Origin of the sequence: Mastigocoleus sp. MO_188.B34, from assembly GCF_030065675.1 — a bacterium.
Lineage (GTDB): Bacteria > Cyanobacteriota > Cyanobacteriia > Cyanobacteriales > Nostocaceae > Mastigocoleus.
This window is the reverse complement of sequence record NZ_JASJDK010000112.1, coordinates 21,166-27,165: the sequence shown is the minus strand read 5'-3', so window position 1 is coordinate 27,165 and position 6,000 is coordinate 21,166. Positions and strand designations below refer to the sequence as shown.

General features: G+C 33.9%; 2 protein-coding genes. Both read right to left on the bottom strand.

All coding sequences use genetic code 11. From position 1 onward, the window contains the following. Positions 1-2,436: peptidase domain-containing ABC transporter (locus QNJ50_RS21995; protein ID WP_300639478.1), on the bottom strand; the 2,436-nt coding region annotated here is incomplete at its 3' end. Between the two features lie 2,897 nt (positions 2,437-5,333). Continuing rightward, positions 5,334-5,816: a HetP family heterocyst commitment protein gene (locus QNJ50_RS21990; RefSeq protein WP_300639475.1), complete on the bottom strand. Its 483-nt coding sequence runs from the start codon at positions 5,814-5,816 to the stop codon at positions 5,334-5,336. Positions 5,817-6,000 lie beyond the last annotated feature (184 nt).

Below are 6,000 nucleotides of genomic sequence, written 5' to 3'. Positions count from 1 at the left end.
TTGCTCGGGTTGAATTTCAAAACTAATATTTTCTAGGATGTTAATCTCACTTTCCGAATGATAGCGAAAAGTTACGTTATCAAAGCGAATATGACCCTGAATCCTATTTAATGATTTACGCGGTGAGGATAACAAATCCTCTTCCGGTTGTGCGTCTAATACATCATTAATTCGCTCTACAGAAATAAATATTTCCTGTAATTGATTCCAAACCACTGATAGTCTCTTAAATGGACTGATCACGTTACCCATTAACATATTAAAGGCAAGCAATTGTCCAATAGTCATTTGATTACTAATAACTAAGGATGCCCCGTACCAGAGCAATCCGGTGGTCATTAAAGTATCAATACTACCGCTGATAATCTGTATCCGGTTGCTGACAACTTGTGCTCGGAAGCTTTTTTTGATTGAATCGTTGAGCAGTTCTTCCCAATGCCATCTTACTGTTTGCTCAATTGCCATTGAGCGAATAGATCGAATACCGTTAAGGGATTGGATCAGATAACTACTTTGTACGGCTCCAGCATTAAAAATCTCTCTTGACATTTTGCGCAAGATACTAGTACTTGCAAAAGCCAAGATAAAGAATGGAGGCACAATCAATAGGACTAGCAGTGTCATGGACCAGTTGTACCAGAACATTACTGTTAGATAAATGCATACCGTCAATAAGTCCAACAAGATTGATAGTGTTTCCCCAGTTAGAAAACGTTGTATTTTTTTGTTTTCCTGGATACGTGAGACTATATCCCCAACATAACGAGATTCGAAATAACCCAAGGGTAAGCGAAAAGTATGTTTAATAAAACCTACTAGCAAAGCAACACTGACACGATTAGCGGTATGAGCTAAAAGATATTGCCGCAAAGCATTAATTACTATCCGGAAAAAGCCAAAAATAATTAGCCCCAAACTAATGGCATTTAAAGTGACAGTACTACCTTGAACAATTACTCGGTCAAACAGTAGTTGGGTAAATATTGGTGTGATTAATCCAAATACCTGGAGTAGTAAAGAAGCAACTAAAATTTCCAGTAGTACTTTAGTGTGGGGTTTAAGCAACTCAAAGAACTGCCACAAAGAGCTACTTTCTTCTTGTGCTTCTTTAAATTGAACTGTTGGTTGGAGCAACAACGCATAACCAGTCCATCCAGTTTTAAACTCGTCATGAGTTAAAGCACGTTGACCAATCCCTGGGTCACATACTATTACTTGTTTACGATTAATTTCAAACACAACAATATAGTGTTTACCTTCCCAATGAGCAACTAAGGGTAAAGTTTGTTGTGCCAATTTATCAAAGCTGGCTCTGACGGGTCTGGTGACAAAACCAATGCTTTCCGCCGCTGCAGCCAAACTCTGCAATGATGCTCCATTGCGGTTAATATTAGCTAAATCTCGTAGGCGAGTAATGCTTAAACGCTTACCCCAATGGCGACTAATCATTACCAAACAAGCTGCACCGCAGTCAGAGGAACTTTGCTGAGCATAAAATGGATATTGGCGAGTGAAACGTTCCCACCAATGCTTAACCCTCACCTTCGGAGTGGGAAATAAAAGTTGTTTTTCTGGTTTTTTCTCTCGTTTGGCTGTTGGGGGACGAAAAGGAATTACATTGTTGCTTGGATTAAATTTTTTTGGTAATGCCTTGGGTTTAGTCTTTTGTTTATTTTTAACAGATTCTTCTGCTATTTCAGATTCAGTAAAATTTGCTAATGCTGGACAATGTTTAAGAGCTTCAATCCAATCGGAATCACTCAGACTGTAAACAATTGTAGTTTTTGTTGCTTGCCAACAAGTAGTTTCTAAAACAGAAGAGTCATAAATAATTCCTGGATTTAATTTCTTTTCCTCAGAATTAACAAGTTCTCCTTGTCGCAGTATCCATAAATTGACATTCTTGGGAAGAGATATTTCATCTAAAGTATTAAGAGAATGGGATTTAAACAACGATAAAGCTTGCATCGTTGTTTCTGTAGAGTCACTTCCCAGAAGTTGTGAATTTTGGCGGCATAACATTAGTAAATCCCAGCTTTCAGACCGCTTCTTTAAGCGAACATCGATCTGGGGATATTTATTTATCAAACTCTCAATACCCTCTTGTTTTAAATAACAAAGCTTCAAATTCATTGAAGACCTTGCTACGTAGGCTTGAAACTTAGTTGCGTCGAATAAAGTTGCTTCTCCAAATGATGAACCGCTCTCCAGGGTGGACATTAAATTATCTGCTTCGTCAAGCAGTCTAACTTTTCCCTCCAATACTATATATATGCCTGGTTCTACAAGTCTTGATTGCCAAAACAGAGTTGCTACTGCTGGCTCAATAATTTCTACTGATTGTAGGCATTTTTGTAGTTCTTTTTCTGAAAGTGCTTCACCCAATGCCTTAGCTATGTATTCGCCCAGTCTAGTATGTGAAAATACTGATGACATATGCTTTGCTTATATATGTATTTTATTTAACTTTTAATATTACGCGTTAAACTAAGCTTAGCTTCCAGCAGTAAAGTGGAAACTCATTAAAAGGATTAAAAAGGATTAACAACAAAAACAAATATTAATAGGACTTACGCAACCGGCACATTTTTCTTGTAGGGTGCGTGACACAAGCGAGTTAACCTGAACGTATGAACAAGGTTTTAAGTGTCACGCACCACCGGTGTATGGTGACAATTGCGTAAGTTCTGATTAAATAAAAGCAGTTTCTTAAGTAACACAAGTATTTATCTGATGTGTATCAGAATAAGTGTAAGTATAAGTACAAGTATCTTTAAACCTACAGAAGCCCGATTGCGCAACTCTGAAAACTTGAGGTGAATTTAATGAAAGTGAATGCTTGAACGCAAACACTTGCTGATTAGTGAAGTGATGTGCCATTATTCTTATAAGTTGTTATGAATCGTCAAAGTTGACAAAAAAGTACGCCATAGCTGTTGTTCTAAACCTCTAGCCCAGGTTTGACAGCTGTATTTTGTCCACACTGTTATAAAATTAACAGTCCTTGCGAGTGTATGCAACTAACCGTTGGATCTTGCCCCTCGGATGTTGTGAATCTGGGGGAAATCCTTCGGTTGTTAGGTAATTGTGTCGATCCGTATAACTACAAGATTCTTTCTGGATTTTAAAATCCTAGAAGGTTTTTTAACTTTTAAATCTCCTTGAGATAAGACTTATCTTTATCTCTACAAAAATTTAATTAAATATAATAAGAAGACTCTGTTGATATACCTCACCTAAACAAAATTATTTTACAAAAACCTGTCAGCTATTTACAAAATATACAGAAAATAGCAGATAGTTGTCAGTATTTTTACTTGAGCAGTATTCGCACAATTCTAGCAAGTGTCACTTTACTTGAAGTGTAAAGTATAAGACTAAAAGAATAAAATCAATATCTAATGCTAGTTAGCAATTGGCGATAAATTCATTTGATTTATTTACAAAAAAATAGCTCACTCTCAGTCATTTAACCACCCACCTTATCAATTAAATGACTTCATATTTAATACTGACTATGGACAACGGAACACTTATTGAATAATCCCAGAGTCATTATATAGCTTCGCTAATAACAATTCAATCCAATTTTTGCTTGTTTTTCGCTTTAGAACAACAACCCATAAGATAATGCGAAGCAATAAATAGTATAAATTAATTGTTACACATTAGCAAATGTGGTTAAGAGCAACACAGTACAGCAATTAAGCTATATTACTATTGGCGAAGGAAAATTATTCCTTTAGATTTACTTGTAGTCAAAATCTCTAGCTTTAGTCAAGTTTTTTTTTTAGTATAGTCAGGTTTTTACTTAAAATTTATGAATTATTGGCAAAAGCTTTAAAAACTTTACTTAGCGTAATAAAACAGCTTAAACTTACAAGCTATTAAGTTATTGTCACTAGATCTAGCTAGTTTAAGTTCTTGAGCAGTTTTCATCCCAAACTATTAGTTAGGAATAAAGGATTGCTTTTTAACTAAAGGTATAAATACCCAAGTAATCTCAATAACTTAAAAGATTAATACATAGAGCTGTTTCTCTTTTACAGCAAGCTTTTCAGGATTTTACTTCGATGCTCTAGGATTAGAGTGCAGAGTAATCCTAATTTGATTTGCAAGCAATTATAAAAATAAAATCACTAAACAGATTCTCAAAACATAAATAGGAATCACAAGCAAATATAAAAATATAAATCAAGTTTAATTTATATATAGTTATCAAACCGGATGAATTTGTACACGTTGGTTAAGATGTAACATTTATCTTATCCCATACAGTTTAGTTATCAGAACTGGTTATGGCTATGTTTATTAAGCTCGGAGGATAAAATATATCTCTGCATTCAGTTATAACTAAAATAGTTTTGGGTTTACTAGAAAACATGCTTTACAAAAAAACAGGATATTGAGTAACTTTTATAACAACAATATGCGAGTTTACATCTATTTGAGGAGTGATTTCTTAAATGATCAGGACTTACGCAACGTTAGTATAGGGTGTCCGCAGGATGTATACGTAGCTATCACTTGTTCTAACGAAGACGCTGCGTGCTAACGTAATCACGCAATTACGTTAATTTTGCATCAGTCTTAATGATTTCTTAAATAACTCAACTAGTTCTGAAGTATTATTCGCTGACTCACAGAATTTTCCCTTTAATTAATTGATTTTGTTTACTGTGAACCAATTAATATTGATAGGATCTGAATTTCTCCTCATATAAAAAATCTGGAAACTATATACACTAGCTTCCAGAAAAAATATAATCACTTCTTACACAATATAAGTAGTAATTTATTTCATTAGAAGGAAAGAGGCTATAAACATAATAATAGGGTAGAAAAAAATATAAAATTTACATTCAAACACTATGAAATATCACCACTTTTCAGCTTCCGTATCAATAATTGAAAGTATGAAAGATATGAGGACAAGATATATCTTTACTAATAATATATTGATATTCAGAAAATGAACCACCACAAATAGTGAAGATAGCTTAGTGAATCATGAAAACTTCTATTATCTTTAACTTCCTATATTTATTACGTTTGATTACATATGTTTAGATATGAAACTTACCTCTGAAAATCGCTGTTATTGCGAATATCAAGTTTGACGACACTGTAATTAATTTAAAATAAGACGATAAAAATTAATTGCCACTTTGGCAAATTATTTTTGATAAACCATAAGTTTTTAAGAATCGAGTATTTATTAATAAAATAATACACTCTATTACACGCAAAAGCCATGCTGTTAAAGTATTCTCAGCATGACATTTTTGATAAAATGGTACGCAACTACGATATCTATGCAATCAATAGAGACTTCAATTCAAATTACAAAACTTCAAGGAAGGGTTAGTGCTATTACCTGTTGCTGACTGCACTTCTGATTTTTTTGACTGATACTCATTGATTTTTTTTCCTAACCAATGCTCGAGTTTGGCACCATTAATTTGAGTTTTTTGCTTCCCCACCACTTCAAGATAAGGTAAGTCTTTAATTTGACTTAAGCAACTGGGCGCAACATTCGTTTGGTTATTCTTTGCAGAATTTTCTCGAGCAATCTTAACGTTATTATTTTGCTGCTGATTTTTACTCTTTTTCCCAGGGGTATTTTCTTTGAGTAATCGGTTATAAGTTCGGTAAGGAATGTAATGTAATGGGTTATAACCTGTAAAACGTAGCATCAAGACACAAGCCCAAGAATACTTTCCAGCCAGAATTGCTTCTATGACTCGATCAAATTGTTCAGAATTAAGTGTTTTTTCTAAATTATTACTACTACTGCCAGCAATATCTTGATTCATAGTTTTGTAGTCTTCAGTTATGGGGTTAAAAAATGTATGAGTTTATTTGTGACTAATATCTGACCGGAATTGTGAATTGTACTACATTTTTTGCTTTTTCTCTTGTGATTTACACCCAAGTTAAAACAATTACAAAAAATCTATGATAGCAAAAAAAACTCTGTAAATGGTTGTGTGAGTTGTT

What these genes read in the sequence shown, in the direction of transcription:
- QNJ50_RS21990 (WP_300639475.1), bottom strand. Translation starts at nt 5,816, where the DNA reads ATGAATCAAGATATTGCTGGCAGTAGTAGTAATAATTTAGAAAAAACA.